Annotated in this window: 1 protein-coding gene; it reads left to right on the top strand. The window is 51.8% G+C overall.

Features of this window, described 5'->3' with window-relative positions:
- The coding region (recB, locus tag ACTHUE_RS14550; RefSeq protein WP_440423846.1) for an exodeoxyribonuclease V subunit beta at positions 1 to 2,886 on the top strand (2,886 nt) is incomplete at both ends.

Genomic DNA, 2,886 nt, shown 5'->3' with positions numbered 1-2,886 from the left:
GTAAAACCTACGGCATTGCCGCGCTCTTTACCCGACTGATTGTTTTAGAAAAAAAAGACATCGAGAAAATTCTGGTCGTTACCTTTACCAAAGCGGCGACGGCAGAACTGAAAACCCGTTTGCGCGCGCGTTTGGACGAAGTGTTGCAGGTTTTAAACGAAATCCAAACCCTGGGCGGCGAGCCGGAACATATTTCAGACGGCCTGAACAAATATTACGAAAAAGAGAAGAAATCCCCCGATGACTTTCTCAATCGCTTGATTCCTTTGGCTTTAGGCGAGCAAGACGGACAGGAAAGCTGCCATCGCCTGATTCTCCGCCTCAAAGCCGCGCTGAGCCAGTTTGACAACGCCTCGATTTACACCATCCACGGCTTCTGTCAGCGCGTCTTGCGCGATTACGCGTTTTTGTGCGGCGCGCCTTTGGATGTCGAGCTGTCGGACGACTCGCGCGAGAGGCTGCTGATTCCAGCGCAGGACTTTTGGCGGCAGAAAGTGGCAACCGATACCACATTGGCACAATTGGTTTTTGACCGAAAATGCACGCCCGAAGAAATGCTTGCCGAAATTAAAAGCTATACCGGCCGCCCCTATCTGAAATTCAGACGGCCTGAAGGCGATTTGCAAGAAGCCCAAGCCAAGCTTCAAGAAACATGGCAAAAAGTTTGCGTCCACTTGGAAGACTTGGAAAAAGCGTTTTGGGCAATTTTTCCCAAACTTAACGGCCAAACCTACAAACGAAAAACCTTTGAAAATGTTTTTACCGATTTAAAAACAAACGCCGAATCCAACCGTCTGCCCCGCCTGAGCAAACAAACGCTGGAAAAATTAAGCCTCTTCAGTATCGACACGCTCAACAGTAAACTGAAAAAAGAATATAAAGCCAATGCCGATGCACCGGAAATTATTCAGCTGCAAGCCTTGGCTAATCTTGGTCGTGATTTGCAGGCAATGAAAAGCGCGGAAGAAGCGGTCTTCATCTGCCTGCAACTCGACCTCCTTTCCTACATCAACCAATCCATTGCCGAACAAAAAAAATCACGCCGCGAGCGCGTGTTTGATGATTTGCTGCTGGATGTCCATCAGGCATTGACCACCAATGAACACGGTAACGCATTGGCAAAAGCGGCAGCGGCAAACTGGGAAATCGCGCTGATTGACGAATTCCAAGATACCGACCCGTTGCAATACGAAATTTTCCTCCAAATTTTTATCGAACAAGGCTGCCCGCTGTTTCTCGTTGGCGACCCCAAACAGGCGATTTACAGCTTTCGCGGTGCGGACATTTACGCCTATCTGCAAGCCGCGCAAGATGCGGACAGGCATTACACCCTCGCCGTCAACTACCGCAGCCATGCCAAGCTGATCAACGGCATCAGCGCCTTGTTCAAACAAAAAAAACACCCCTTCGTGTTGGAAAACATCAATTACAGCGAGGTCTCCGCTAGCCGCGCCGAAAGCCGGCTGTCGCCACACCACCCCGCCATCCAAGTGCGCTGGCTCAATACGGACGATCAAACCGGCAAAGAGATTTTGCGCAGCCGAGCCGCCGAATATTGCGCCGATGAAATTGCCTTTGCGCTCAATGAAGCGGCCGAAGGCCGTCTGAATTTCAAAGGCCGCGCGTTGGAATCCGGCGACATTGCCGTCTTGGTGCGCACCAACAACGAAGCGGCGATGATTGCAGGGAAACTGAAACAGCGCCGTATCCAAAGCGTGTTGCTGTCGCGCCAGTCCGTTTTCGATTCCGCCGAGGCAGACTCTCTGTCCGCGCTGATCGGCTTTTGGCTCAACCCAAGGCAAACCGACTGGCTGCGCTTTGTCTTGACCGGCGTTTTGTTCGGCTATACCGCCAAAGAGATTTACGAACTCAACCGCAACGAACACCAGCTGCTGAAATGGCTGGAGTCGTCTGCCCAAGCCATGGAAAAATGGCGGAAAGGCGGCATTTTTGCCGCCGTGCAGCAGTTTGCCGCCCTACATGACATCGAAACACGCCTGCTCAAAGGCGGCAACGAGCGTAGCCTGACCAACTACTATCAAATTCTGGAGCTTTTGGCCGAAGAAGACAGCCAAAGCCGCAACCCTGCCGCCCTGCATAAATGGCTGAACGAACAAATCAGCCGTGCGCGCAGCGGCCATTTCCCATCAGACGCGCAAACCATCCGTCTTGAAAGCGACGAAAAACTGGTCAAAATCGTTACCATGCACGCGTCGAAAGGTTTGCAATATCCTTTGGTTTACTGCCCCTTCGCATGGGATACCAAAGACAATTCCAAAGAAAACTGGAAAATCCTGCATACTGACAACCACGAAACCGAGCTGCTGGCCAAATCGCAAACCTCAGAAGCAGAACTAAGCCACCTTGCCGACGAAAAGACGGCCGAAGATTTACGCCTACTTTATGTCGCCCTTACCCGCGCCGAAGAACAGCTCAATATCTACGCCGCCGCCAACAAAAACTGTACGCCAAACAATCCTTTTGCCTATCTGCTCGAAGGTTTGCCGGATGCCGGCCGCGAAAGCGTCAGCCAAAGCTATAAAAGCGCGACAGACGTTGTGGAAATGCTCAAAACCAACTGGCAACGCTTTATCACAAACACGCCTGAAAATACGGAGTTTGCATTCACGGAAGAAGCCCCGCCGGAAACCGTCTACCAATACAGCCGCCAGCAAGACCAAGCTTTTAGCGCACATAGCATCAAACGCCGCGATTTTGACTTTATCCGCCACACCAGCTTTACCGGTTTGAGCCGGCATACCAAGTCAACCGACGAACAACACGAGCCTTTGCAACCTGCCATCGATCCGGCAGAAAGCGCAGACCGTGCCATGCCGTCTGAAAACCTGCCGCCCCCACTTTCAGACGGCCTCGATATCCACCATT

Source organism: Neisseria sp. P0021.S005, assembly GCF_051956955.1.
This window is presented reverse-complemented; position numbering and strand designations above follow the sequence as displayed.